The organism is Roseomonas sp. OT10 (assembly GCF_020991085.1).
In the GTDB taxonomy this organism is placed as follows: domain Bacteria; phylum Pseudomonadota; class Alphaproteobacteria; order Acetobacterales; family Acetobacteraceae; genus Roseomonas; species Roseomonas cutis.
Genome location: NZ_CP087719.1, coordinates 779,875 through 805,575 on the forward strand (window position 1 = coordinate 779,875; position 25,701 = coordinate 805,575).

The window sequence follows — 25,701 nt, forward strand, 5'->3', positions numbered from 1 at the left end:
GGCTTGGTCTCGGGCATGCGGGGAGGGGGCCTCGAAAGCGATGTTCGTCCAGAACCCCGTCCCCCGGGGGCCGGTTGCGGCCGGCGGCCCATCCTTGTGCGATGCGGCATCGCTGTGGCCGCCGGGTCACGCCGCCCTGGCCATGGCGCCACCCGGCGCGGACGCGGAACGATACTGCCTTGCAACAGGGTGGACCCGCCCTACCTCCCGGAGGTTGGACGACCCGGCCTGCGTGGCGTGGTCTCTCGCCGACGTGGCTGCCTCCAGGCGGGCCTTCCATGGCATCGCAGCATCCCGCCCGGCCCCGGGCGGCAGGGAGGGAGGCAGACCTTATGGCCAGCGTCTGGACCATGGACCGCATGGCCGATCCGGCCGCGCCCGCCATCCGCCGGATCGGCAACAGGGATGTCTGGGCGGCACTGGCGCAGGGTTGGCAGGATTTCCGCGAGACGCCGACGCAACTGGTCTTCCTGGCCCTGCTCTATCCGATCCTGGGCCTGGTCCTGGCGCGGGCGACCTACAGCGGCGCGCTGATGCCGCTGCTCTGGCCGCTGGTGTCCGGCTTCGCGCTGCTCGGGCCGGTGGCGGCGCTGGGCATCTACGAGCTGAGCCGGCGGCGCGAACAGGGGCTGCCCACCTCCTGGGCCAATGCCCTCGACGTGCTGCGCTCTCCGGCCATGCCCTCCATCCTGGCCCTGGCGGTGCTGCTGCTGGCGCTCTTCGTCGCCTGGCTGGGGACCGCGCGGCTGATCTACGACGCCACGGTCGGCGGCTTCGCCCCCGCCAGCCTGGGCGGCTTCCTGCGGCATGTCTTCGAGTCGCCCCAGGGCTGGCACCTCCTGCTGGTCGGCAATGCGACCGGCGCCGCCTTCGCCCTGGTGGTGCTCACCCTGACGGTGGTGTCCTTCCCGATGCTGCTGGACCGCAATCCCGGCGCCGGGGCGGCGGTGCTGACCTCCATGCGGGCGGTCATGGCCAATCCTGGCCCCATGCTGCTCTGGGGCATCATCGTCGGGGCGTTGCTGGTCCTGGGCTCGATCCCGCTCTTCGTCGGCCTGGCGGTCGTCCTGCCCGTGCTGGGCCATGCGACCTGGCACCTGTACCGGCGCATGGTCGCCTCCTGACCCGGGGGGCGGGAGGCTCAGGCACGGCGGCGACGCCCGGGGCCAGACGGTGCCTGCCCCGGGCCGGGGGACTGGCGAAGCGAGCCGCCCGCGTGGCCGGCCGTCACGCCTGCCCTGGGAGGATGTCAGGTGCCGACGCGGAGGGGCGCGACCAGGCCCTTCAGGCAGGCCAGCAGCGACAGCGGGGTGATCCGGCCGGTGCGCGGGTTCTCCTCGCTGGGCACGTTCTCGATGGTCATGGTCAACCGCGCGGCGGCCGCCTCGACGCGGATGGTGTGGGTGTTCCGGGTCACGCCGGGATCGGCCCAGATCTCGACCCTGGTCCGCTCCGGGCCGATGCCCGCCAGGGCGAGGGCGGCCGCCACGTTCACATTCGCGGGGAAGCCCTGCGCGGCGTCGAAGGCATTGCCGGCGAAGACCCGCAACGGCCCGGTCAGGCCCGTGACGGCGATCCCGTGCTCGACCAGGTAGGGCGCGCCCTCCAGCCCGCGCGGCGGCTTGCGGGTTTCCAGCGTGACGCTCTCCACCGGGCCCTCGGCCGCGGCGCGCACGGCATCCAGCCCCAGCAGGGCGCCGGTGGGCACCACGATCCGGGCGCCGCTGCGCCGCGCCTCCTCCACCAGATGCATCCGGGGCAACAGCGCCCCCACCGAGGCCGGGACGAAGATCCGCCCCCGCGCGATGGCGGAGCGGGCGAGGGCTTCGAAGACGCTGGCCGGGGCCGCCTCGACCACGATCTCCGCCTGTTCCGCCAGCGCTTCCAGGGGCACCACGCGGGGCGGGTCGCGGAAGCCGGCCAGCTTGGCCGTGGCGCGCTCGGGGTTCCGCGCGGCGACGGCCGTCAGGCGCAGGCCTTCCACCCCGGCATCCAGCGAACGGGCCAGGGGCAGGCCGATGGCACCCAGCCCGGCGATGGCGACGGTCCTTGGGGACATGCGAAGAGTCCTCGTCCGAGCCGGGTGCCGGCGGCACCCCTGGCGGCGCAGGTGCCGCACCGTCCCCCTGTCCTCTCCCGGTCGTGGAGGCAAGGCCAGGGCGAAGGCCCGACGGCCCGTCCGGGCCGGCCCGCGGGACCCTCCGGCCGGACCCCCGGACGCCGGGGACGGACCAGGCGGGCGGATGGCGGGAGGGGAGGCTGGGGCGACCTACGGGATTCGAACCCGTGACATCCAAGACCACAACCTGGCGCTCTACCAACTGAGCTAAGGCCGCCACACAGCGGGCGGGGTTTACGGCCGCGACCGGGATCGCGTCAACCGGCGGCGGAGAAGGGCGGGGGGATCTCCCGCCGCCCCCGGCCCCCCCGGCGCTCAGCCCGTCGCGCGCGCCTCGCCGGCGTTGCGCGCCTGCTTCCAGGCCGCCAGCCGTGCGATCGCCTCGTCCAGCACCGTCTCCCGCTTGCAGAAGGCGAAGCGGGCGTAGTGCGTCGGGGCGTCCGGCCCGTCGTAGAAGGCGCTGACCGGGATGGCCGTGACCTTCGCCGCCTCGGTGATGTGCCGGCAGAAGGCGACGTCGTCCCCGGCGAAGCCCAGCGGGCGGAAGTCCGCGGTGATGAAGTAGGAGCCCTGGGCCGGCAGCACGCCGAAGCCGAGGCCCGTCAGCCCGGCGGCCAGCCGGTCGCGCTTGGCCTGCAGCGAGGCGGAGAGGCCCTCGTAGTAGTCGTCGCCCCTGGCCAGCCCGACCGCCACCGCCCGTTGCAGGTTGGGCGCGGTGGTGAAGGTCAGGTTCTGGTGCGCCTTGGCGACGTTGGGGGCGATGGAGCGGTCGCAGGTGACGTAGCCCACCTTCCAGCCGGTCAGGCTGAAGGTCTTGCCGGCCGAGCCGATTCGCAGGCAGCGCTCCCGCATGCCCGGCAGGGTCATCAGCGGGATGTGCTTCCAGCCGTCGAAGGTCAGGTGCTCGTATACCTCGTCGCAGACGGCATAGGCGTCGTGGCGCTGCACCAGCTCCGCGACGAAGGCCAGCTCGGCGGCGGTGAAGACCTTGCCGGAGGGGTTCATCGGGCTGTTGAGCAGGATCGCCTTGGTCTTCGGGCCGAAGGCGGCGGCCAGCTCGGCGCGCGGCAGCTCCCACCTCGGCGGCGTCAGGCGGACGAGGCGCGGCACGGCGCCCAGCAGCCGCACCACCGGCAGATAGGTGTCGTAGAGCGGCTCGATCAGCACCACCTCGTCGCCCGGGTTGAGCAGGGCCATGAGGCTCGCCGTGATCGCCTCGGTCGCGCCGGAGGTGACGACCACCTCCGCCGCCGGGTCGATCTCCAGCCCGTAGAAGCGGCGGTTGGCCGCGGCCACGGCCTCGCGCAGCTCCGGCACGCCGGTCAGGGGCGGGTACTGGTTGCGGTTGTCCAGCAGCGCGTCGGCGGCGGCGCGGACCACGTCCTGCGGACCCTCCTGGTCGGGGAAGCCCTGGCCCAGGTTGATAGCGCCGTGCTGCACCGCCAGCGCCGACATCACGGTGAAGACGGTGGTGCCGGTGTTGGACAGCAGCGTGTTCTGCGGCTTCATCCCGGGAAGGACCTCCCTGCGCATGTTCCAGGGCCCCGGCGGCCCCGCGGGCCGTCCCGGCGGGCACCCCGGCGGGGCGAGGTTGCGGATAATGGGCCGCCCCGCCCCCCGCAACAACCGCGCTTCCGGCGGGGCTGCCCCCAAAACGGGCAGCCTGCCCCGGACGGTGGCGGAAGGCTGTTGCCGAAGTGACGAAAACCCCGCCCGCCCGGCATTGCCGGCCCGGCACGGGCCGTGCAACACCGCTCTGGCGGGTCATGCGGCGCGGCCCACCGGCTGCCGGCCCGCGGGCCGAGGCCGGCGCAGCCCGGCGGGTCCGAGGAAGCGACCTGCCGTGCCGCCCGCGGCGCGGGGCAAGAAGACACGGAGCCGATGAAGAAGATCGAGGCCATCATCAAGCCCTTCAAGCTCGACGAGGTGAAGGACGCGCTGCACGAGATCGGCCTGCAGGGGCTGACCGTGGTGGAGGCGAAGGGCTTCGGCCGCCAGAAGGGCCATACGGAGCTGTACCGTGGCGCGGAGTACGTCGTGGACTTCCTGCCGAAGGTGAAGATCGAGGTGATCTGCCCCGACGACCTGGCCGAGCGCGCGATCGAGGCGATCACCGCCGCCGCCCGGACGGGTCGCATCGGCGACGGCAAGATCTTCGTCTCCGACGTGCAGGAGGTGATCCGCATCCGCACCGGCGAGCGCGGCGACGACGCCGTCTGAGCGAGCGAGATTCCGGCAGCCCGCCGGCTGGCCCCGAGGGGCCGGCGCGCGGGGGCCGGCGCCTGCGGGGCGACCCGCTGAGTAACGGGCGGGGGGGACCCGCCTTGGCCAAACATCTGCGGCCCCCGGTCGCAGCTTGAGGGGAACAGGACAGAGCACGATGGCGAAGAAGCCCGCAGCACCCGCAGCGCCGGCGATGCCGGAAGGCGTCTCCAGGGTCATGGACATGATCCGGGAGAACAGCGTCGAGTACGTCGACTTCCGGTTCACCGACCCGAAGGGCAAGTGGCAGCATACCGCCCAGCATGTCTCGACCATCGAGCCTGAGGTCTTCCAGGACGGCATCATGTTCGACGGCTCGTCGATCGCCGGCTGGAAGGCGATCAACGAGTCCGACATGATCCTGATGCCGGACACGCTGAACGCCTGCATGGATCCCTTCTCGGCCAAGCCGCAGCTGATCCTGTTCTGCGACATCGTCGAACCCTCGACCGGCCAGCTCTACTCGCGCGACCCGCGCGGCACGGCGAAGAAGGCCGAGGCCTATCTGCGGTCCTCCGGCATCGGCGACACCGCCTTCTTCGGCCCCGAGGCCGAGTTCTTCGTGTTCGACGACGTGAAGTTCGGCACGGGCGGCAACTTCGGCCACTACAAGCTGGAGAGCATCGAGGGCCCCGGGGCCAACATGAAGGACTACCCCGAGGGCAACATGGGTCACCGCCCGCTGGTCAAGGGCGGCTACTTCCCGGTCAACCCGGTGGATTCCGAGGTCGACCTGCGCGCCGAGATGCTCTCCACGATGATGGAGATGGGCGTGGCAGGCGAGAAGCACCACCACGAGGTGGCGCAGTCGCAGCACGAGCTGGGCACCAAGTTCGGCCCGCTGGTGACCCAGGCCGACCACATGCAGATCTACAAGTACGTGATCCACAACGTGGCGCATTCCTACGGGAAGACCGCGACGTTCATGCCCAAGCCGATCTACGGCGACAACGGCTCTGGCATGCACGTGCACCAGTCGATCTGGAAGGACGGCAAGCCGCTCTTCGCCGGCAACGGCTATGCGGACCTGTCCGACTACGCCCTGTGGTACATCGGCGGCATCATCAAGCACGCCAAGGCGCTGAACGCCTTCACCAACCCGTCGACCAACTCCTACAAGCGCCTGATCCCGGGCTTCGAGGCTCCCGTGCTGCTGGCCTACTCGGCCCGCAACCGCTCCGCCTCCTGCCGCATCCCCTACGCGACCAGCCCGAAGGCCAAGCGCGTGGAGGTCCGCTTCCCCGACCCGACCGCCAACCCCTACCTCGCCTTCGCGGCGATGCTGATGGCCGGTCTCGATGGCATCAAGAACAAGATCCATCCGGGCGAGGCGATGGACAAGGACCTGTACGACCTGCCGCCGGAGGAGCTGAAGGGCATCCCGACGGTCTGCGGCTCGCTGCGCGAGGCGCTGGGCGCGCTCGAGGCCGATCACGAGTTCCTGCTGGCCGGCGACGTGTTCGGCAAGGACCAGATCGACAGCTACATCGAGCTGAAGTGGCAGGACGTGTACCGCTTCGAGCACACGCCGCACCCGGTCGAGTTCGAGATGTACTACTCCGTCTGAGACGGCCCGTCCGGGCGCGTTTCGGGAAAGGGGGGCGCCGCAGGGCGCTCCCCTTTTTCACGACGGCACACGCGGTTGCGAACGGCGCGCCGCTGGCCAAACGGGGAGGCATGCCGGAGGATCGGCGGCTATCGCCCGTATGAACGCCATGCCCGCTCCCGTCCTGTCCGCGCTGCGGGCCGCCACCGAAACCCTCCATGCCCGGCTCGAGGAACGCTTCGACCTCGACCGCTGCCTCGCCTCGCGGGCGGATTACGCCGCGATGCTGGGTACCCTGCTGGGCGTCATCGCCCCGCTCGAGGCCGCCCTCGGCCGCTTCGACTGGCTCGCCGCCGGCCTCGATCCGGAGGTGGCCTGCTGGCGAACCCCGCGCATCGAGGACGACCTGGGGGCGCTGGGCCTCGGCCGGCCGGAGATCGAGGCCCTGCCGCGCTGCGCGGCTTTGCCCGGCCTGCCCTCGCCCGATGCCGGCTTCGGCGCCCTCTACGTCCTGGAGGGCTCCGCCCTGGGGGGCCAGCTGATCCTCCGCCGGGCCCGCGAGGCGCTGGGGGTCTCTCCCGGGGACGGCGCCTCCTTCCACGCCGCCCTCGGCCGGCCGCCGGTCGGGGAGGGGTGGCGCGCCTTCCGGGCCGCCCTGGAAGCCCATTGCACCGATATCCCGGCCGCGGCCGCGGCCGCGGCCACGACCTTCCAGCTGATGGAAGGCTGGGCAGCGGCGCGGGCGGCGGCGGCCTGCGACCGTCGGACGCTGTCCATGGCGATGGCCGCCCCGTGACGGGCGTGGGGTCCGGGCAACCCGCCATGTCCTTTGCCGGCAAGGTCGACCTGACCAATTGCGACCGCGAGCCGATCCATGTCCCGGGCTCGATCCAGCCGCACGGCCTCCTGCTGGTGGTCGACCCGGACGAGCTGCGCGTGCTGCAGTTCGCCGGCGACACCCAACGCCTGCTCGGCCGTGCCCCCGGGAGCCTGCCGGGCGCCAGCGTGGCGGAGCTGCTGGGCGAGGGGCTGGCCGCCGGCCTGCGCGGTGGCTGGGTCAAGCCGGCGCCCGGCACCGCCGCCCATCCCATGACCTTCGAGGCGGCCGAGCTCGCCCCGGGCCGGCGCTTCGACGTGGTGGTGCGGGAGAACCCGGCCGGGCTGCTGCTCGAGCTGGAGCCGCTGTCCGATCTGGGCCCCTCGCATCGTCCCCAGGCGCTGCCCCTGGTGCGCGCCATGATGCTGCGGCTGCAGGGCGCCGCGCGGGCGCAGGACTTCCTGCAGGAGGCGGCCGACGAGGTCCGGCGCGTCACCGGCTTCGACCGGGTGATGATCTACCGCTTCCTCGGCGACGACAGCGGCGCCGTCATCGCCGAGGCGCGCGATCCGGGGATCGGGGCCTATCTCGACCTGCATTACCCGGCCGCGGACATCCCGAAGCAGGCACGGGCGCTCTATGTCCGCAACTGGGTGCGGCTGATTCCCGATGCCGGCTACGCGCCCCTGCCGCTGCAGCCCCAGATCAGCCCGCGCACCGGGCAGCCGCTGGACATGAGCGACTGCGCCCTGCGCAGCGTGTCCCCCATCCATCTGGAGTACCTGCGCAACATGGGGGTGGTCGCCTCCATGTCGCTCTCCATCATCCGCGGCGGGCAGCTCTGGGGGCTGATTGCCTGCCACCACCGGACGCCCTGGCACCTTCCGCCCATGCTGCGCAGCGCCTGCGAGCTCTTCGCGCAGATGGTCTCGCTGCAGCTCGAGGCGCTGGAGCAGCAGGCCGCCCATGCCGAGAGCGCCCGGATGCGCCGGGTCTACGAGCAGCTGGTGCAGGTGATGACGCGGGAGGAGGATCTGGCCGAGGGGCTGATCCGCTACCGCCCCAACCTGCTCGACTACCTTCCCTCGGCCGGCGTCGCGCTGCTGATCGACGGGCGCTACGCGAGCACCGGGGTGGTGCCGCAGGAGGCGCAGGTGCGGGCCCTCGCCGGTTGGCTGGCCGAGCGGGCGGGCGATGGCGTCACCGCCCTGGACCGGTTGCCCGAAGCCTATCCGCCGGCGCTGGAATTCGCCGACATCGCCAGCGGTGTGCTCGCGATGTCGATCAGCCGTGCGCCGAACGCCTTCATCCTGTGGTTCCGGCCGGAGCTGGTGAAGACCGTCACCTGGGCCGGCAACCCGAACAAGCCGACCGAGCCCGGCCCCTCCGGGCACATCGCCCCCCGCAGCTCCTTCGCCGCCTGGCAGGAGGAGGTGCGGCACCGCGCCGAACCCTGGAAGCCCTGGGAGATCGAGGCGGCGCAGGCGCTGCACGTCAGCCTGCTGGAGGTGGTGCTGCGCCGGCTGGACCAGGTGGCGCAGGAGCGCAGCCGCGCCCGGGCGCAGCAGGACCTGCTGATGGCGGAGCTGGACCACCGGGTGAAGAACACCCTGGCCAACATCCAGGCCCTGGTGCGCCACACCCGCAGCGGCGCCGGCAGCCTGGAAGGCTTCGTCCACGATTTCGACCGCCGCATCCGGGCCATGGCGGTCGCCCACAGCCTGCTGACCACCAGCCGCTGGGAGGGGGCGGACCTCCGCGCGCTGGTCGAGGAGGAGCTGCGCCCCTATCGCGGGACCGTCGGCAGCAACACCGACCGGGCCTCGATCATCGGGCCGGAGCTGCGGCTGCGGCCCAAGGCGGCGCTCGCCCTGAGCCTGGCCCTGCACGAGCTGGCGACCAATGCCGCCAAGTACGGCGCGCTGTCGATTCCCGGGGGGCATGTCACCGTCTCCTGGACCGTGCACGAGGAGGAGGCGGCGTTGGACTGGGTGGAGAGCGGCGGGCCGCCCGTCTCGCCCCCCAAGCGCCGCGGCTTCGGCTCCACGGTGGTGGAGCGCGGCCTGTCCTACGAGCTGGGCGGCCGTTCCACCCTGAACTTCGACCCCGCCGGCCTGCGCTGCATCGTCACCATCCCGCTGCAGCAGCTGGTGGACACGGCGGGCAGTGCCGCGCCGGCGCCGGCGCCCGCCGACCCCGAACCACCGCAGGCCTCGCTGGCCGGGATCCGGGTGCTGGTGGTGGAGGATGGGGCGCTGGTGGCGATGGAGGTGCGCGATGCGCTGGCGCGGAACGGCGCCGTGCCGCTCGGCCCCGCCGGCACCCTGCCGGCCGCGATCCATCTCGTGGTCACCGCCGCGCCGGATGCGGCGGTGCTGGATGTCGACCTGGACGGGGAGGCCGTCTACCCGGTGGCCGACCTGCTGGTGGCCCAGGGCCGTCCCTTCCTCTTCACCACCGGCTACGACGCCCCCACGGTGATCCCGGAGCGCTTCCGCGCCATGGCAGTGGTGAGCAAGCCCTATACCGGCGAGGAGGTGGCGGAGGCCCTGGCCCGGGTGATGGCGAAGTCCGGCCGCGGCTGACCCCGCCGCCGCCGGGGCCAAGCGGCCCCGGGCTTGCTTGCCCCCCTGTGACGCACTGTTACCGTGGCAGTGACTTGCATGGGGGACCTGCACAGTGGAATCGCTCTTCCGACTGCGCGAGCACGGCACGACGCCGCGCACGGAGATCATGGCCGGCCTCGCGACCTTCATGACGATGGCCTACATCGTCGTGGTCAACCCCGGCATCATGGCTGCCGCCGGCATCGACCACGGCGCGGCCTTCGCCGCCACCTGCATCGCGGCCGCCATCGGCTCGGCGCTGATGGGGCTGCTGGCCAACTACCCGATCGCATTGGCGCCGGGGATGGGGCTGAACGCCTACTTCGCCTTCGCCGTGGTGGGGGGGATGGGCATCCCCTGGCAGGTGGCGCTGGGAGCGGTGTTCCTCTCGGGCGTCATCTTCCTGGCCGTCTCGCTGGCGGGCTTCCGGGAATGGCTGATCAACTCCATCCCGCTCTCGCTCAAGCTCGGCATCGCCGCCGGCATCGGCTTCTTCCTGGGCTTCATCGGGCTCCAGGGCATGGGGCTGGTGGTGGACCACCCGGCGACGCTGGTCGCCATGGGCAAGCTGGGCAGCGCCAAGGTGATCCTTTCCTGCGCCGGCTTCCTGCTGATCGCGGGGCTGGTCGCGCGCAAGGTGCCGGGCGCCATCATCCTGGGCATCCTGGTCATCGCCTTCGCCGGCGTGCCCTTCGGGCTGACCACCTTCAACGGGGTCTTCTCCCTGCCGCCCTCGCTGGCGCCGACCTTCCTCCAGCTCGACATCCCCGGCGCCATCGGGCTGGGGGTCGCGGGCATCGTCTTCACCTTCTTCCTGGTGGATCTGCTGGACAATGCCGGCACGCTGATCGGCACCACCCACCGGGCGGGGCTGATGAACCGCGACGGCTCCATCCCCCGGCTGGGCAAGGCGCTGGTGGCCGACAGCGGCGGGGCGATCATCGGCTCCGTCCTCGGCACCTCCACCACCACCAGCTACATCGAGAGCGCGGCCGGCATCCAGCAGGGCGGCCGGACCGGGCTGACGGCGCTGACCGTGGCGGTGCTGTTCCTGCTGACCCTGTTCCTGGCGCCGCTGGCCACCGCCATCCCCGGCTACGCCACCGCGCCGGCGCTGGTCTACGTCGCCTGCCTGATGGCCAAGTCGCTGGAATCGCTGAACTGGGCGGAGGAGACGGAGTACCTGCCGGCCATCGTCACCGCGATCGCCATGCCGCTGACCTTCTCCATCGCCACGGGAATCGGCCTGGGCTTCATCACCTACGCCGCGGTCAAGACCCTGGCCGGCAAGGCGGGCGAGGTCGGCGGTGCGGTGTGGCTGATCGCCGCTCTCTGCGTCGTGAAGTTCGCCATGGCCGGGTAGCGGGACGGCCGCCGGGGTGGGGCGGTTCGCGGGGCGGTTCCTCCCCGCCCCGGCGGCCCCGCATCACTGGCTGGTCTGGATGACCTCGCGCACGAGCGGGTAGATCTCGTTGGCCCAGCGGTGGCCGTTGAACACGCCGTAATGGCCGACGCCCGTCTGCAGGTGGTGGCGCTTCATGGTCGGGCGCAGGCCGCGGCACAGGTCGAGCGCGGCGCCGGTCTGGCCGATGGAGCAGATGTCGTCCCGCTCCGCCTCCACCGTCAGCAGGCTGGTGCGCCGGATCGCCTCCGGCCGCACGAGGCGGTTGCGCCAGGTCAGCCTGCCCTCCGGCAGGGAGTGGTCCTGGAAGATGGTCTTCACCGTCTCCAGGTAGAATTCCGCCGGCAGGTCCATCACCGCCAGGTACTCATCGTAGAAGCGGCGATGAGCCTCGGCCTTGCCCGTGTCGCCGGTCACCAGGTTGCGGAACTGTTCCGCATAGGCGCGCTGGTGCCGCTCCAGGTTCATGCTCATGAAGGCCGCGACCTGCACGGCGCCCGGGTAGACCTTGCGCCCGGCCCCGGCGTAGCGCCACGGCACCTCGCTGATCAGGTTCTTCTCGAACCATTCGATGGGGCGGGAGGTGGCGAGCTGGTCGACGCGCGTCGGATTGACCCGGGTGTCGATCGGTCCGGCCATCAGGGTCAGGCTGCGCGGGGTGGCGGGGTTGTTGTCCTCGGACATCAGGGCGGTGGCCGCCAGCACGATCGGCGCCGGCTGGCAGACCGCGACGACATGGGTGTCGTCGCCCATCGCCTCGAGGAAGCGCATCACGTGCTCGATGCATTCGTCGAAGCCGAAGCGCCCCGCGGAGGCGGGAACGTCCCGGGCATTGTGCCAGTCGGTGATGTAGACGTCGTGCTCGGGCAGCATGACCGCCACGGTGCCGCGCAGCAGCGTGGCGAAGTGTCCCGACATGGGCGCGACCACCAGCACCTTCGGCTGCGGGATGTCCGTATCCTTGCGGAAATGCAGCAACGTGCCGAAGGGGGTGGTGAGGGCGGCCTCCTCCTGGACGGCGACGATCCGGTTGCCCACCGCGACGCTGTCGAAGCCGAAGGGCGGGCGCTTGTGGGTGGTCCGGGCCTCCCCGAAGATCTCCAGCGCGGCGGTGACGCGGCGAAGCTGGAACACGTCCGGCACGGTGCCGTGGAGTTGCCGGAGAAAGCTGCCGGCATTGCGGGCGAAGTCCTGGAACGGTCCGACGAGGTCCTGCTGCGCCTGGTAGGCTTGGTAGATCGTCATCAAGACCTGTTTCCCCACCACGGCCCCGCGAACAGCTCGCCGGCCCCGGCCCGTTCATGCCATCACCGTCTCTAACGTGGGGTTTCCGGAAGGGTTAGGGCAAGCCCGCGTGATGAGACGGTTTCCAGAAACCTGCCAGGGAGCGGTTCCCCCTGGCATGGCTCCTGCTAGACTGGGATCGGGAACGCCGGAACGGAGCCGCCCGATGGCCGAGGCGAAGCTGCTCATCAGCAGTCGGAACTATTCCTCCTGGTCCTTGCGGGGCTGGCTGCTGCTCCGCCTGTCGGGCCTGCCCTTCGTGGAGGAGGTGGTCTCGACGGACGATCCCACCGCGCGGGCGGAACTGCTGCTCCAGGCCTCCTCGATCCGGGTGCCCTGCCTGATCCACGACGGGCTGGAGATCTGGGACACCCTGGCCATCGCCGAGTACCTGCACGAGCTCCAGCCCGAGGCGGGGATGTACCCGGCCGAACGGGCCGCCCGCGCCCTGTGCCGTTCGATCGCCGGCGAGATGCATTCGGGCTTCGCCGCCCTCCGCTCCTCCCTGCCGCAGAACCTCCGGGCCCGGGTGCCCGGCTTCCGGGTCTGGTCCTCGGCCCAGGCGGATATCGACCGCATCACCGCGATCTGGCGCGAATGCCTGGAGCGTTCCGGCGGCCCCTACCTGTTCGGCGACCGGCTGACCGTGGCCGATGCGATGTACGCCCCGGTGGTCATGCGCTTCGTCACCTACGACGTGGCGCTGCACCGCGACGTCCAGGGCTATGGCCGCGCCATCCGGGAATGGCCGGACCTGATGCGCTGGGTCGAGGAGGCCCGGCGCGAGCCGGAGACCATCAGCGAGCTCGAGCTCGCCTCCGACTTCTGAGGCGGGCCGCCCCGCCTCCGGCAGAGTGTGGCCAGGAGCGGGCGTAGCTGGCATGACGGTCGGTGCAGGGAGGGGTGCGCGTGCCCGGTTGGGGCACGGCGCCATGGCACGGGCCGCGTGGCCCGGCGCCTCCCGGCCTAGCCGACGATACCGGGAGTCCCATGCCACTTCCCGCCGCCTTCGTTCCGCTGCGTCATCCGGCGTTCCGCCTGCTCTGGTGCGCGACCCTGGTCAGCAACCTGGGCGGCTGGGTGCAGAACACCGGGGCGGGTTGGCTGATGACCTCCCTGGACGGGCGGCCGCTGATGGTCTCGCTGGTCCAGGCGGCCAGCCTGCTGCCGGTCTTCCTGCTGGCCCTGCCGGCCGGGGCGCTGGCCGACATCGTGGACCGGCGGCGCTTCCTGATCGGCGCGCAGCTCTGGATGTCGGCGGTGGCGCTGACCCTCTGCCTGCTCACCGCCGCCGGGCTGGTGGGGGCCTGGGGGTTGCTGGGGCTGACCTTCGCCCTGGCGATCGGCGCCGCCATCAACTTCCCCGCCTTCGCCGCGGTGGCGCCGGAGCTGCTGCCGCGCCAGGACCTGGCGCAGGGCATCGTGCTGAACGGCATCGGCTTCAACCTGGCCCGGGCGCTGGGGCCCGCGCTGGGCGGGCTGCTGATCGGCGTCGCGGGGGTGCAGGCGGCCTTCGCCCTGAACGCGCTCTGCGTGCTGGTGCTGGTGGTGGCGCTGTTCCTGTGGCGGCGGGAGGAGCGGGACCACCCCCTGCCCAACGAGCATTTCCTCTCCGCCATCCGGGCGGGGCTGCGGTATGTCCGTGCCAGCCCGGTGCTGCGGGGCACGATCGCGCGCGCCATGGTCGCCTTCTTCGCGGGGGCCGCCGTCTGGGGTCTGCTGCCGCTGCTGGTGCGGCAGCGACTCGGGCTGGGGCCGGAGGCCTATGGGCTGATGCTGGCCGCCATGGGCGCCGGCGCGGTGGGGGGCGGATTCCTGCTGCCGCGGATGCGGCAGCGCTTCGACAACTCGTCCATGGTGGTGCTGGGCTCCGTGGCGCTGGGCGTGGCGCTGGCCGTGCTCGGCCTCTCCACCCACTGGCTGCCGGCGGGGCTGGCCATGCTGGCCTATGGCGCCTCCTGGATCACGGTCGCCAGCACGCTGAGCGCGGCGGCGCAGCTCTCCTCTCCCTCCTGGGTCCGGGCGCGGTCGATGGGGTTGTTCCAGGTGGCCACCTTCGGCGCGATGGCGGTCGGCGCCACCCTGTCCGGCGTGCTCGGCGGGCTCATCGGCATCCCGGCGGCGCTGACCGGCTTCGGGGTCGCGGGGGCCCTGGGGGGCTGGCTGCTGCGCCGCATGCCGATGGAGGCCATGGCAGCCCCGGCCGCGGGCAACGGCGCCGCCGCGGCGCTGCCGGAGGCGCCGTCGCCGGAGCTTGCGCCGCTGCTGCACCAGGGGTCGGGCCAGCTGATGGAGTCCGTGCACTACCTGATCGACCCGGCCGACCGTGCCGCCTTCCTGGAGGTGATGCGGGAGGTGCGGAGGGTCCGGCAACGCTCCGGTGCCGTCGCTTGGCGGCTGGCCGAGGACATCGCCCATCCCGAGCGCTTCGTGGAGGTCTGGACCATGGAATCCTGGACGGACCACCTGCGCGAGGGGGAGAGGCTCACCCCGGACGACGCCGCCATCCTGTCCCGGGCCGCCGCCATGCACCGCGCGCAGGGCGGCCCGGAAGCAGGCCGCTACCTGAATGTGGAGCCGTGAAACCATCCTCTGTGGCGCGGCGCTCCGAGGCTGGACGATGGGCAAGTGCGACCCGTGCCCCGTAGGCTGGAAGGGCCGCCTGATCCGGCGGCAAGAGCAGGAAGGAAGTTGATCTGATGGCCAAGACCAAGGCGGATGCGACAAGCGGCACGCGCTGGTCCACCCGCAACAGTGTCGGCGAGAACGCCAAGAACGTCTCCCTGACCACGCTGCAGGCGCTGCTGGTCGATTCGATCGACCTCTACAACGCGACCCGCATGGCGCACTGGAACCTGAAGGGCAGCAACTTCATCGGCGTCCACGAGATGCTGGAGAAGTTCTACGACGCGCTGAACGAGCAGACGGACATGCTCGCCGAGCGGGCCGTGCTGCTGGGCGGCGTGCCCAACGGCACCAGCCAGAACGTCGCCGGCTCCTCCCGCCTGGCGCCCTATCCGGCCGACCTGCTGGACAGCATGGAGCACCTGCGCGAGCTGGCCGACCGCTATGCCCAGGTGGGCAAGGCGCTGCGCGACGGCATCGACGAGACGGACGATGCGGGCGACGCCGACACCTCCGACCTGCTGACGGAGCTGTCGCGGGCGATCGACAAGAACCTGTGGATGATCGAGGCGCATCTGCACGGCCACGGCTCCGGCGGGCGCTGAGGCCCGGCCGCTCCCCCCGCCCCGCCGGGGCGGGGTGGGCAAAGGTTGCGATTCCACCCCGGGCGGGGTAGCTTCCGCCCAGGGGACCGGAACACAACATGAACGACTTGTTCGGCGGCCGAGCCCCCAAGGCAGCCGCCAACCAAAGCTACTCCGCGGCCGACATCGAGGTGCTGGAGGGGCTGGAGCCCGTCCGGCGCCGCCCCGGCATGTATGTCGGCGGCACCGACGAGAACGCGCTGCACCACCTTGCGGCCGAGATCATCGACAATGCGATGGACGAGGCGGTGGCGGGCCATGCCGACCGCATCGAGGTGACGCTGGAGCCGGGCAACTGGCTGACCGTGCGCGACAACGGCCGCGGCATCCCGGTCGATCCGCACCCGAAATTCCCCAAGCTGTCGGCGCTGGAGGTGATCTTCACGACCCTGCATTCGGGGGGGAAGTTCTCCGGCAAGGCCTATGACACCTCGGGCGGGCTGCACGGGGTGGGGTCGTCGGTGGTGAACGCCCTGTCGGAGCGGCTGGAGGTGGAGGTCGCCCGCGACCGCACCCTCTTCACCCAGGCCTATGAGCGCGGCCGGCCCGTCGCGAAGCTGAAGAACGCCGGTTCCGTGCACAACCGCCGCGGCACGCAGATCCGCTTCCTCCCGGACCCGGAGATCTTCGGCAGGCAGCTCTTCTCCGCTACGCGGCTGTACCGGCTTTGCCGGTCCAAGGCGTATCTGTACCGCGGCGTCGAGATCCGCTGGGCCTGCGACCCGTCGCTCGCCGTCGAGGGCACCCCCGCCCAGGCCACGCTGCACTTCCCGGGCGGGCTGTCGGACTTCCTCTCCGCCGCCATCGAGGGCCGCTCGCCCGTCGTTCCCGCCCCCTGGGCCGGGGAGGTGAGCTTCCCCGATGGCCAGGGCCGCGCCGAATGGGCCGTCACCTGGCTGGAGCAGGGCGACGGCTTCCTGAACACCTATGCCAACACCATCCCGACGCCGCAGGGCGGCACGCACGAGGCGGGGCTGCGGGCGGTGCTGGTGAAGGGGCTGCGCGCCTATGGCGAGCTGAAGAAGGAGAAGCGCGCTGCCACCATCACCGCCGAGGACCTGTTCGGCAGCATGGCGGCGATGCTCTCCGTCTTCATCCGCGAGCCGCAGTTCCAGGGCCAGACCAAGGACAAGCTGACCTCCCCCGAGGCCGCACGTCTGGTCGAGGGGGCGCTGCGCGACCATTTCGACCACTGGCTGACCGGCGACACGCGCAACGCGGACAACCTCCTCGCCTGGGCGATCGAGCGGGCGGAAGACCGGCTGCGCCGGCGCGAGCTGAAGGACACGGCGCGCAAGTCCGCCACCCGCCGCCTGCGCCTGCCGGGCAAGCTGACCGACTGTACGCTGGAGAATGCCGAGGCGACGGAGCTGTTCCTGGTGGAGGGCGATTCCGCCGGCGGCTCGGCCAAGCAGGCGCGCGACCGCCAGACCCAGGCGGTGCTGCCGCTGCGCGGCAAGATCCTGAACGTCGCCAGCGCCTCCGCCGACAAGCTGCGGCAGAACCAGGAGCTGAAGGACCTGATCGAGGCGCTGGGCTGCGGCGCGGGCGACCGCTTCGACGCCGCCCGCCTGCGCTACGGCCGCATCGTCATCATGACGGACGCGGATGTGGACGGCGCCCATATCGCCGCCCTGCTGATGACCTTCTTCTACAAGGAGCTGCCGGAGCTGGTGCGCCAGGGGCGGGTCTTCCTGGCGCAGCCGCCGCTCTACCGCCTCCAGTCCGGCAGCACCTCCGTCTATGCCCGCGACGACGCGGATCTGGAGAAGGTGCGCAGGAAGCACTTCAAGCCGAGCCAGAAGGTCGAGGTCAGCCGCTTCAAGGGCCTGGGCGAGATGCCCCCGGCTTCGCTGAAGGAAACCACCATGGACCCGCGCAAGCGGACCCTCCTCAAGGTGGTGCTGCCGCCCGAGGAGCGGGCCCGCACGGCGGAACTGCTGGAAGCGCTGATGGGCCGCCGCCCGGAACTGCGCTTCCGATTCATCCAGGAGAATGCGGCCAGCCTCGACGCGGCAGCGGTGGACGCCTGATCTCCGCCCAAGCCCGATCCGGCGCCCGGCCAGGATCGCCTGCCGGAGGCACGTCGCCCGGTCTCGGCGCGGGGATGGTGCCGGGTAGGATCTGATCCCGACGGCGGGATGAACTGACCTGTCGCGCTGTGGTGTTCGGGCCGTCGGACCGGGAGGGGACGCCGTCCCCTCCCAGACCCTCCCCTGCCGGGGCCACAAGCGGGCCCCGGACCCCGCTGGGAGTCTGGTGCTTCCGGTAGGCGTCAGCCTGCGGGCTGCACCCTGACGGAGCTCGGACAGGCGGGACTCCGAAAAAAGCTTCAGAGGGCGTCAGCGCGGGCTGAGGCCGTACCCGCCGAGGAGCCATGCTCCTCGGCGTCTCGACCCCGTCGCAGGCTGTCCCGCGGCAGCACCCATTGGGTCCAGGGCCCGCAGGGTCCTGGCGGAGTGGGGGTACGGGGGCGAGGCAGCGCCTTGCCCCCGGGCCACGGGCCGCACCTCGAGTTGGCACGGATCGAGGCATCGCGCCGCCTGCATGATCCGGCCCGCGGCCGTGGGGAGGCGTGGTCCTTAGGCTGGCTCGTCAGCCGCCGGACGTTCGAGCGTCACCACGCCCCAGTAGGATTGCGAGCGCAGGAAGGGCAGGCGGTGCACTGTCGCGTCCACTGCCGAAAGCAGTTGCTGGGCAGGACGCTTGTGCAGTGGCGGCACGTAGCTGAGCATGCGGAACATCAGCGTGCTGGGATAGTGGAATCGCACGCTGTCGCCGAAGCTGCGGCGCAGCAGCGCCTCCGCGGCGGAGGCGAGGGGGGCCTCGTCGTCGCTGCTGGCCTTCTCGATGCCGAGCCGGCCGGGCAGCATCCGGCGCGCCGTCATCAGCAGCGCGCTGTGGCCGCAGGTCTCGATGAAGGCGGCCCGCCCGCCGGGGCGCAGCACGCGGCGCAGCTCCGGCGCCGCCGTCGCCAGGTCCAGGTGGTGCAGGACGAAGGCGCCGCAGAGGGCGTCGAAGCTGGCATCGGGGAAGCCCAGCGCCTCGGCCGGCATCACGTGGAAGCGGATGCGGTCGGCCACGCCGCTGATTTCGGCGCGGTGGCGGGCGATCGCGACCGAGGCCGGGGAGATGTCGAGGGCATCCACCTCCGCACCCTGGGCCGCCAGCAGCGAGGCAAGGAACCCGGTGCCGCAGCCGAGGTCGAGCACCCGTCGGCCCTTCAGCTCGCCCAGATGGTCGAGCACCGTCTGCACCTGCTCGCGGAAGCCCAGATAGGGCAGCCAGGGCACGCTGCGGTCATCGCGGTCGCTGGCCGAGACGCGGTAGAGCGCCGGGTCCAGCGACCCGGTTTCCGTCTGCTTCGCGTCCCAGAACTGGCTTTCCCGTTCCAGCTTCGACTGCGCGGTCATCGCTCCGCCTCCATGCCCGGGGTTGCCGGCAGCGTTCTTCCCTATACTATTTCGTATTCGCAATGTCAGTCGCGAAGTAGCGGATGGCGCTGCCCACGTGCCAGCGCCACGTCTGGCTGAAGGGTCTGGCAGCGCTGCTGCGCTGGTGCTCGTGCCGGAAGATGAGGCCGGGATAGAGCTGGACGGACAATCCCTTCCGCCGCAGCCGCCGCGCCAGGTCCACATCCTCGTAGTACAGGCGGTAGGCAGCGTCGAAGCCGCCGACTTCCTGGAAGAGCGCGCGGCGCAGCAGCAGGAAGGCGCCGAAGGCCCAGTCCACCGTGCAAGGCTGCTGCGCCGTCATCACCGAAGTCCCCGGCTCCCGCATCAGGCCGCGCCGGTAGAAGCCGGGCTGCCAGCGCCAGCGGTCGCCGCCGAGGCCGCGCACCAGCAGGAAGAGCGGGCTGGGAAAGCGCCGCGTGTTCTGCTGCACCGTGCCGTCCGGGTTCAGCAGGCGGCAGGTCAGCATCCCCGTCCCGGGCTGGCCGTCCAGGTAGCGGATCGCCTCGGCCAGCCGGCCGGCCTGGTGCTCGGTATCGGGGTTCAGCACCAGCAGGTGGCGGCCCGTCGCCGCGGCGGCGCCCCTGTTGACGTTGGCGGCGAAGCCCAGCCGGCGGGTGTTCTCCAGCACCGTCACCGGCCGGCCGCGCATCGCCGCGGCGACGCCGCCGGCCTGGAGGTTGTCCACCAGGATGATCTCGGCCCGCAGCCCCTCCAGCGCCGGCGCCAGGGAGTCGGCGCAGCGCGGCAGCATCGCCTCGTGCCCATGGCTGACGATGACGATGGAGAGGTCGGGCGCCTCGCTCATGCCGCGCGCGCCGCGCCGCCCACCGCCCCGTCCCCCGCTCCCCCTGGCATCTGCGCGTAGAGTGCGGCGATGCTGCGGCGGAAGGCGGGGAGCGAGTACTCCTCCTCCACCCGGGCGCGGCCGCCGGCGGCGATGGCGCGGCGCTTCTCCGGATCGGTCAGGAGGCTGGTGACGGCCTCGGCCAGCGCCCTGGCGTCGCGCGGCGGGGTGAGCAGCCCGCTGACGCCGTCGCGGATGATCTCCATCGGGCCGCCGGCGCGGGCGGCGATGGCGGCGCAACCCATCGACATCGCCTCGATGATGACGAGGCCGAAGGGTTCCGGCTGCGACGAGCTGGTGTGGCAGAACACGTCCAGGCTCGCCATCAGCGCCGGGATGTCATCCATGCGGTAGCGCCAGCCGAGGAAGCGCACGCTCTCCCCCAGGCCCAGCGAGCGCGCCCGCTCCTGCATCGCGTCGCGATAGGGCTCGAAGCCCGCGGGCGCGTCGCCGGAGACGAGGAAGACCGCCTCCGGCACGCGCTGCCGCACCTGCGCCGCGGCATCGAGGAAGACGTCCAGCCCCTTCCAGGGATCGAGCCGCGCGACGAAGCCGACCACCGGCGTTCCCGCCGCGATGCCCAGCTCGTCGCGGATGGAGCGGTGGACGTGCTCGCGCGACCAGGTGCCGAGGTCCAGCCCCTCGGAGAGGTAGCGGATCTTCGCGTGCTCCGGCCCCGGGCCGAACAGCCCGTCGGTGCAGGCGCGGGTCATGCACAGCACGATGTCGGACAGCGACAGCACCATCCGTGCCAGGGCGGGCCGCGCCACGGGGATGTTCGGGGGGATCTCGCGGACGTGCCACAGGTGCGGAACCTTCGCGACCCGCGCGGCGAAGGCGCCGTAGAGGCAGTAGAGCGAGTTGCTGTGGACGAAGTCGATCCGCTCCTCGCGGATCAGCCGCGCGATCGCGCGCACCGTCGGCCAGATGCGCGCCAGGTAGCGCGCCTGGTAGCCGGGCGAGGGGAGGGTGCGAAGCTGCATCATCGGGACGAGGTGCAGCGCCGCCCCGGCCGCGCGCAGCCGCGGGGCCAGCGGCCCTTCCTTCGGCAGCAGCACGACGGGCTCGTAGCGCGTGCGGTCCAGCGCCTCGACGAAGCGCAGCAGGGCGAGATCGGAGCCGCCGACCTCGCTGTTCGGCTGGACGAAGAGGACCCTACGCCGCGGCACGGACCATCCCCTCCTTCTCCGCCAGCAGCGTGTCGCAGAAGCCCTCGAGCTGGCGCAGCATCGCCGCCGGGCTGTAGCGCGCCGCCAGCGTCTGCCGCCCCGCCGCCGCCAGCCGTGCCGCCAGCGCCGGATCGGCGATCAGCCGGGCGATCGCAGCCTCCAGCGCCTCGGCCGAGCCGACCTCGACCAGCAGCCCGTTCTCCCCGTCGCGGAAGGCCAGCGGCAGGTCGCCGGCGCGGGAGGCCACCACCGGGCGGGTCACGCTCATCGCCTCCATGGCGGTCAGCGGCAGGCTGTCCTTCAGCGAGGGGACGCAGACGATGTCCATGGCGCAGAGATACGGCAGCTTGTCCGGCACCAGCCCGGCGAAGACCACCGCCTCCGCCACGCCCAGCTCCGCGGCCAGCGCACGGTACTCCGCCTCCGCCGGTCCCTCGCCGACCAGAAGGGCGCAGGCGTCGTGGCCCTTGCGCCGCAGCTCCGCCAGGGCGCGGATCAGCAGCGCGTGGCCCTTGCCCGGATGCAGGCGCCCCAGCAGCCCCAGCACCGTGCCGCCCGGCCCGACGGGCAGGCCGGAGCGCAGCGCCGCGGCCTCGGCGGCATGGGCGGCGGGATCGGCCAGGGGGACGCCGTTGGTGACGATGCCCACGCGCCTCGCCCCGGCGATGCGCGCCTCCTCGGCCATCGCCTCCGAGCCGACCAGCACCAGGTCCGCGCCGCGCACCAGCATCCGGTCGATGTCCTCGTAGACCTTGTGCTTCCCCGAATGGGTGTGGCGCAGCCAGCCGTGGACATGCGCGATCCAGGGCACCCGGCGCACCCGGGTCAGCAGGAAGCCCAGCAGGTCGGCGCGCATGTCGTTGGTGTGCAGCACCGCGCCGGGGCGGTCGCGCAGCAGCCGGTCCAGCGCCCGCACCGCGCCGGCCGTGCTGCCCAGCCCGGTCCAGGGCAGGCGGGTGGAGGGCAGGCTCGCCGCCACCTCCGCCAACACGGGCGGCAGTTCGGCGCCGGGGCGGGCCAGCAGCGCCAGCAGCGGGCGATAGCGCTCGCGGTCCAGCTCCGCCGCGATCATCTGCAGCAGGGTCTCCGGGCCGCCCGCCTTGTCGTAGGCGCCCTTCACCATGACGATGTCCCGGCTCATCCACCTTCCTCCAGCGCCGGGGCCAGCAGCGGCGCGGCCCCTCGCCGCAGCACCTTCCACAGCGCCATGGCCAGAAGCACGAAGCCGGCGAGGGTGGTGATCCCGGCGATCACCAGGTTGGTCGGCCACACCAGCCCGGCGGCGTTCAGCCCGGAATAGGTGCCGGTGGCGACCAGCGGCATCGCCGCCAGGGCGGGCAGGTTCCGCCGCCGCACCGGCGCGCCCATCCGGTCCAGCAGGTCGCCGCCGCCCGCTTCGCCGCGCGCGCGCGCGCGGTTGCGCCGCCCGGCCCAGGCCAGCAGCAGCGCCAGCGGCAGCAGCACCAGCGGTGCGATGGGGATGGCGGGGGTGGTGACCAGCCCGAGGAAGGCGAGGACGAGCGCCACCGCCGGCACCACGCCCCAGCGCGAGGGGTCGAAGCCCTGCGGCCGCCCGGCCGTGATGGCGCCCTGTGCCAGGGCCAGCAGCGCCGTCGCGGCCGCGGCATGGGCCAGGAACTCGCCCGGCGTGGCCAGGATGGGCGGCGTCTCCAGCGCCCAGGCCACCGCCCAGATGCCCCAGAACAGGCCGAAGCCGCAGGAGGCGGCCAGCGCCGGCCCGATCCCCGGCGCCTGGAGCGCCCGGCGCAGCCCGTACCAGCCCAGCACCACGGTGATCGGGGCGTGCCAGGCCAGCGCCGTCCAGGAGATGGTCAGCGGGAAGGGGATGCCGGGATAGCCGAACAGCGTCATGGCGTAGACGCCTTCGCCCAGCCAGCCGAAGAAGGCCCCGGCCAGGAAGAGCGACCAGAGGTCGCCCACCCGGAAGAAGCGGATGGCGGCGAGCAGCAGGTAGCCGAAGAAGCTGTAGAGCAGCCAGCCGCCGAGCATCGCCGGCCACGCGTCCCCCGGGCGCCAGAGCGACCAGAACACGCGCTCGGAGAAGAAGAACAGCACGTAGCCGCTGCCCAGCAGCAGCGCGGCGCCGCGCAGGATCCGGCGCAGCCGGGTCATCGTGGCGCCGGCCGCAGCACGGGGAGCGCCTCCGGCAGCGGGTTCCCGCGGGTCAGCGCCACGCGGCGCAGCGCGGCCGCCAGGCCGCCCAGGATCCAGATGCTCTTCAGGAAGGCGAGGTGGCCGAACAGGGCGCAGACCAGGAAGCCCCATGTGCTGGCCAGCAGGCAATCCGCCAGCTCCGCCTGCGAGGCGGTGCCGTGGCGCCGCGCGGTGGCGAGGTCGCGCAGGATGAACCACACGAAGGCGCAGAAGGGGATGAAGCCGAGCAGCCCGTACTCCACCCAGATCTGCACCACCGTGTTGTGGGGCATCACGTATTCCTCGCGCTCCTCGTCGTTGTCGACGCGCTTGCGCAGCTCCCTCGCCCAGTCGTCCACGGATTCCGAGACGTTGTGCTGGTGGTCCAGCCAGCGGAAGAAGTTGGGCCCGTACTGGCCGTAGCCGTAGCCGGCCAGGGGCTGCGCCAGCATCAGGTCCTTGCCGCCCAGCAGCAGGTAGGTGCGGACCGGGGTGCTGCCCTCCCGCGCGTATTCCGGCGAGAAGATCCGCTGCAGCCCGGGCGGGTTCCAGGCCAGGATCCCGGCGGAGCCGATCACGGCCGCCAGGACGAAGGGCATCACCGGCAGGCGGCGGCGCCAGAGCAGGATCAGCACGGAGACGGCGAGCGCGATCAGCGCGGAGCGGGTGTAGGACAGCACCACGCCCATGCTCTGCAGCGCGGCCGCGGCCAGGATGAAGCCCCGCATCGCCGGCCCCTGGTAGCGGCGCAGCAGGTAGAGGTTCAGCGGCAGCGCGGCGACGAGCGTGTAGGCGAACCAGTTGGAATCCGACAGCCCGCCGGTGATGCGCCGGATCTCCACCCCCTCGAAGGAATCGCGGTCGATGATGGCGCCGACATTGCCCTGCTCCAGGCTGGGATCGTCGGATTCCAGCGCCAGCGAGGGCAGCAGGAACTCCGCCATCCCGATCAGCGAGGAGACCAGCATCGAGCCGGTGAAGGCGAGGCAGGCGAGATCCAGCGGCGTCTCGCCCTCGCCCGCGATGTTGGCGATCATGAAGAACAGCAGGAAGAGCTGCACGTAGCGGAACAGCCCGTCCCGGGCCATCAGCGGGTCGGGCGCCCAGGCGGTGGAGAGCAGCAGCACGGCCGCGAAGACGGCCAGCGCCGGCAGCTGCGGCGACCAGGTCAGCGGCTTGCGCAGCAGCAGCGAGCGCGCCGCCCAGGCCAGCAGCGTGGCCGCCCCCGCCGCCTTGCCCAGGCTGGTCGGCAGGCCGGTCAGGTGTTCGCTGCCCAGCACCTGCAGCGCCGTGCCGGCCAGGATCATCAGCGCGACGCCGATGACGGGCAGGGCGAGGATCGCCGCCAGCAGCGCCACGCCCATGACCGCGCCGGCCGCCAGCGTCGCCCCGGCCCCCGCGCCCAGCAGGCCCAGCAGCGCCAGGATGCCCCCCAGCGCCAGCAGGTCGTCGCGCCGGATCATCGCAGCGGCACCGCCCGGGGCGGCACGGCATCCTCAGCCGGGGCCACCATCGGGGCCACCATCCGCCGCGCCAGCAGCAGCACCAGCAGCGCGACGCTGGCCCGCATGACGAAGACCGCCTGCGCCATGCCGACCAGCCCGAGCCGGGGCAGCAGCAGAAGCCCGCCCGCGAGCACGATGCCGGACTGCACCACGGTCAGCAGCGCCAGCCGCCGTGGCGCCTGCACCGCCACCAGGGTCAGCGGCAGCGGCGTGACGGCGAGCCAGAACAGCGTCCCCGCCAGCAGCCAGTGGAAGGCGGGCAGGGCAGGGAGGTAGCGCGGCCCCAGCACCCAGCCGATCACCGGGCCGGAGACCGCGAGCGCCACCACGAAGCCCAGCGCGCAGACGGGCAGCGAGGCCATCAGGAAGCGGCGCAACTGGACGGGGAAGCGCCCGCCGGACTGCATCGCCACGATGCGCGGCTGGAGCAGGGTGGAGAGGCAGCCGGCGATGATGTCGGGCACCAGCGCCAGGGTGATCATCGCGCCATAGAGCCCCGCCTCGTCGGGGCCGCGGAACAGGGTGACGAGGAAGATGTCCAGCCGCTCGTTCAGCGCCGCCAGCACCATCGCCGGCACCACCCATTTCAGGTAGTGGACGAGGTCGAGCAGGTCGTCCCGGCGCACCCGCCACCCGCGCAGCAGCGGCCGCGGCAGCGCCAGCATCCCGGCCGCCGCCGCCAGCCAGGGGATGGCGGCGTAGAAGGCCAGCACCCGCGCCACGTCCATGCCGCCGGCCGCCCAGAGCAGCAGGATCGAGACGAAGCGGCCGAGCTGCAGCAGCGCCTCGACCATCACGAAGCGGCGGAAGCGCTCCTGCGCCTGCAGCACCACCAGCACGGCGCGGAACACCGCATCCCCCAGCGCCGCCAGCGCGGCGAGGCGCAGCACCGGCGCGGCGGCCGGGTCGTGCAGCACCAGCTCGGCAAGCCAGGGCGCCAGCGCCGCGCCCGTGGCGGCCATCACCGCGACGGCCGCGAAGCGCAGGCCGAAGGCGGCGCGCAGCACCTCCCAGGCGCGCTCCGGCGCCTCGCGCAGCAGGGGCGGGACGCGGCGCATCACCGCCAGGTCCAGCGGATCGGAGACGACGCCGGAGGCGATCTTCACCGCCGCGATCGCCACCGCGAACTGCCCCGCCTGGGCCAGCCCCTCCGGGCCCTGCCCCAGGCCGCGATAGACCAGCATGACGGCAACGAACCAGAAGCCGACGAAGGCGATCCGTCCGCCGGTGACCAGCAGGGCCTCCAGCGCGGCGGGACGGCGGATCACG

20 protein-coding genes and 1 tRNA gene are annotated in these 25,701 nt (G+C 72.3%); 10 read left to right on the forward strand and 11 right to left on the reverse strand.

What is annotated here, in order from left to right; translation table 11 throughout:
- Window positions 1-332 precede the first annotated feature (332 nt).
- Window positions 333-1,124: a DUF2189 domain-containing protein gene (locus LPC08_RS03590; protein ID WP_230451376.1), complete on the forward strand. Its 792-nt coding sequence runs from the start codon at window positions 333-335 to the stop codon at window positions 1,122-1,124.
- Window positions 1,125-1,249: 125 nt separating this feature from the next.
- Here the strand turns inward: LPC08_RS03590 and LPC08_RS03595 are convergent, their stop codons facing one another.
- The 3 genes from LPC08_RS03595 to LPC08_RS03605 form a co-directional block, all read right to left on the reverse strand.
- On the reverse strand, window positions 1,250-2,059 hold the full coding sequence (locus LPC08_RS03595) for an aspartate dehydrogenase (RefSeq protein WP_230451377.1): 810 nt from the start codon (window positions 2,057-2,059) through the stop codon (window positions 1,250-1,252).
- 201 nt (window positions 2,060-2,260) lie between these two features.
- Window positions 2,261-2,336, reverse strand: a tRNA-His gene (locus tag LPC08_RS03600).
- Window positions 2,337-2,434: 98 nt separating this feature from the next.
- Window positions 2,435-3,628, reverse strand: coding sequence for an aminotransferase (locus LPC08_RS03605; RefSeq protein ID WP_230451378.1), 1,194 nt, complete (start codon window positions 3,626-3,628; stop codon window positions 2,435-2,437).
- Window positions 3,629-4,000: 372 nt separating this feature from the next.
- Between LPC08_RS03605 and LPC08_RS03610 the strand changes: the two genes are divergently transcribed.
- From LPC08_RS03610 to LPC08_RS03630, 5 genes are all read left to right on the forward strand, one after another.
- The gene (locus LPC08_RS03610; RefSeq protein ID WP_230451379.1) at window positions 4,001-4,339 is read left to right on the forward strand and encodes a P-II family nitrogen regulator; all 339 of its coding nucleotides are present in this window, start codon (window positions 4,001-4,003) and stop codon (window positions 4,337-4,339) included.
- Window positions 4,340-4,499: 160 nt separating this feature from the next.
- Window positions 4,500-5,948 (forward strand): type I glutamate--ammonia ligase, encoded by a 1,449-nt coding sequence (glnA, locus tag LPC08_RS03615; protein WP_304622058.1) that lies wholly within the window; start codon window positions 4,500-4,502, stop codon window positions 5,946-5,948.
- A 148-nt stretch (window positions 5,949-6,096) separates the two neighbouring features.
- Window positions 6,097-6,723: a biliverdin-producing heme oxygenase gene (locus LPC08_RS03620; RefSeq protein WP_230451380.1), complete on the forward strand. Its 627-nt coding sequence runs from the start codon at window positions 6,097-6,099 to the stop codon at window positions 6,721-6,723.
- 26 nt (window positions 6,724-6,749) lie between these two features.
- Window positions 6,750-9,329, forward strand: a complete 2,580-nt coding sequence (locus tag LPC08_RS03625) for an HWE histidine kinase domain-containing protein (RefSeq protein ID WP_230451381.1) — start codon at window positions 6,750-6,752, stop codon at window positions 9,327-9,329.
- 94 nt (window positions 9,330-9,423) lie between these two features.
- Entirely contained in the window at window positions 9,424-10,713 is a 1,290-nt protein-coding gene (locus LPC08_RS03630) for an NCS2 family permease (protein ID WP_230451382.1), read from the forward strand.
- Between the two features lie 63 nt (window positions 10,714-10,776).
- Here the strand turns inward: LPC08_RS03630 and LPC08_RS03635 are convergent, their stop codons facing one another.
- Window positions 10,777-11,997, reverse strand: a complete 1,221-nt coding sequence (locus tag LPC08_RS03635; RefSeq protein WP_230451383.1) for a polyhydroxyalkanoate depolymerase — start codon at window positions 11,995-11,997, stop codon at window positions 10,777-10,779.
- A 205-nt stretch (window positions 11,998-12,202) separates the two neighbouring features.
- Between LPC08_RS03635 and LPC08_RS03640 the strand changes: the two genes are divergently transcribed.
- The 4 genes from LPC08_RS03640 to parE all read left to right on the forward strand — a co-directional run bounded on the left by LPC08_RS03640 (window position 12,203) and on the right by parE (window position 17,338).
- On the forward strand, window positions 12,203-12,865 hold the full coding sequence (locus LPC08_RS03640) for a glutathione S-transferase family protein (protein WP_230451384.1): 663 nt from the start codon (window positions 12,203-12,205) through the stop codon (window positions 12,863-12,865).
- A 161-nt stretch (window positions 12,866-13,026) separates the two neighbouring features.
- Window positions 13,027-14,619 (forward strand): MFS transporter, encoded by a 1,593-nt coding sequence (locus LPC08_RS03645; RefSeq protein ID WP_230451385.1) that lies wholly within the window; start codon window positions 13,027-13,029, stop codon window positions 14,617-14,619.
- Between the two features lie 116 nt (window positions 14,620-14,735).
- On the forward strand, window positions 14,736-15,266 hold the full coding sequence (gene dps / locus LPC08_RS03650; protein ID WP_230451386.1) for a DNA starvation/stationary phase protection protein Dps: 531 nt from the start codon (window positions 14,736-14,738) through the stop codon (window positions 15,264-15,266).
- Between the two features lie 98 nt (window positions 15,267-15,364).
- Window positions 15,365-17,338 carry a DNA topoisomerase IV subunit B gene (gene parE / locus LPC08_RS03655; protein ID WP_230451387.1) on the forward strand — a complete coding sequence of 658 codons (1,974 nt, stop codon included), beginning with the start codon at window positions 15,365-15,367 and terminating at the stop codon, window positions 17,336-17,338.
- A 549-nt stretch (window positions 17,339-17,887) separates the two neighbouring features.
- On the opposite strand, the gene LPC08_RS03660 is transcribed toward parE, so the two are convergent.
- Genes LPC08_RS03660 through LPC08_RS03690 form a run of 7 tightly spaced genes read right to left on the reverse strand, consistent with a single transcriptional unit; the run spans window position 17,888 to window position 25,700 of the window.
- Entirely contained in the window at window positions 17,888-18,718 is an 831-nt protein-coding gene (locus tag LPC08_RS03660; RefSeq protein ID WP_230451388.1) for a class I SAM-dependent methyltransferase, read from the reverse strand.
- A gap of 46 nt (window positions 18,719-18,764) precedes the next feature.
- Entirely contained in the window at window positions 18,765-19,565 is an 801-nt protein-coding gene (locus LPC08_RS03665) for a glycosyltransferase family 2 protein (protein ID WP_230451389.1), read from the reverse strand.
- On the reverse strand, window positions 19,562-20,773 hold the full coding sequence (locus LPC08_RS03670; RefSeq protein ID WP_230451390.1) for a glycosyltransferase family 4 protein: 1,212 nt from the start codon (window positions 20,771-20,773) through the stop codon (window positions 19,562-19,564). Before LPC08_RS03670 ends, LPC08_RS03665 begins: the two co-directional genes overlap by 4 nt.
- The gene (locus tag LPC08_RS03675) at window positions 20,760-21,914 is read right to left on the reverse strand and encodes a glycosyltransferase family 4 protein (RefSeq protein ID WP_230451391.1); all 1,155 of its coding nucleotides are present in this window, start codon (window positions 21,912-21,914) and stop codon (window positions 20,760-20,762) included. The genes LPC08_RS03670 and LPC08_RS03675 overlap by 14 nt, the downstream gene beginning before the upstream one ends.
- The gene (locus tag LPC08_RS03680; protein WP_230451392.1) at window positions 21,911-22,906 is read right to left on the reverse strand and encodes a hypothetical protein; all 996 of its coding nucleotides are present in this window, start codon (window positions 22,904-22,906) and stop codon (window positions 21,911-21,913) included. Before LPC08_RS03680 ends, LPC08_RS03675 begins: the two co-directional genes overlap by 4 nt.
- Complete coding sequence (locus tag LPC08_RS03685; RefSeq protein ID WP_230451393.1) at window positions 22,903-24,390, reverse strand: O-antigen ligase family protein; 1,488 nt, start codon at window positions 24,388-24,390, stop codon at window positions 22,903-22,905. The genes LPC08_RS03680 and LPC08_RS03685 overlap by 4 nt, the downstream gene beginning before the upstream one ends.
- Window positions 24,387-25,700, reverse strand: a complete 1,314-nt coding sequence (locus tag LPC08_RS03690) for a lipopolysaccharide biosynthesis protein (RefSeq protein WP_230451394.1) — start codon at window positions 25,698-25,700, stop codon at window positions 24,387-24,389. The genes LPC08_RS03685 and LPC08_RS03690 overlap by 4 nt, the downstream gene beginning before the upstream one ends.
- Window position 25,701: the final 1 nt, after the last annotated feature.